General features: G+C 37.5%; 1 protein-coding gene. It reads right to left on the reverse strand.

The window, feature by feature from the left end; all coding sequences use genetic code 11:
- Positions 1–57: 57 nt before the first annotated feature.
- Complete coding sequence (locus R8O10_RS27650) at positions 58–243, reverse strand: DUF2892 domain-containing protein (protein WP_318192288.1); 186 nt, start codon at positions 241–243, stop codon at positions 58–60.
- Positions 244–512: the final 269 nt, after the last annotated feature.

The following is a 512-nucleotide window of genomic DNA, read 5'->3' on the forward strand; positions in this document are numbered from 1 at the left end:
TTTAGGGCGAGCTGACCTTTCACGAATAGCCTGTGTGAAAGGTCACTACGCTCTAGATTATCTAAAACCAAATTTCTTTAAAAAATAAGCAGCAGGGCAGATTCCCGTGTAAGCACTTTGAATAAGATTAACGCCGATGAACACGGCGAACCAAATGAAGTTACTGTGAACGAACACGGTTAGTATGACCGAGACCAATACCATCGTGCCTGCAAAAACTCGTACTGCATTTTCTAACGTCATAACTCTTCTCCTTCGTACTCTCAAACTGAGAACGCCATCCTTTGATGTTCATCACTATAATTAACTAAATTAGAAATGTCTAATGTTAATTTATCTAAATTCATAATTGCTAATTTAGTGTTGACTAAATATGCTGTTTTAGTAATATCTAATTTAGTTTTTAATGTAGAGGTGAGTCATGAGCTATACAGATATGGATGTAGCAGCAATGAAAGGCAATGCAAATGAAGCTGCTGATCTCCTAAAAGTAATGGCACATCCGGAAAGGC

Origin of the sequence: Vibrio sp. 1727, assembly GCF_033344415.1 — a bacterium.
GTDB classification, from domain to species: Bacteria; Pseudomonadota; Gammaproteobacteria; order Enterobacterales; family Vibrionaceae; genus Vibrio; species Vibrio alginolyticus.

What these genes read in the sequence shown, in the direction of transcription:
- R8O10_RS27650 (WP_318192288.1), bottom strand. Translation starts at nt 243, where the DNA reads ATGACGTTAGAAAATGCAGTACGAGTTTTTGCAGGCACGATGGTATTG.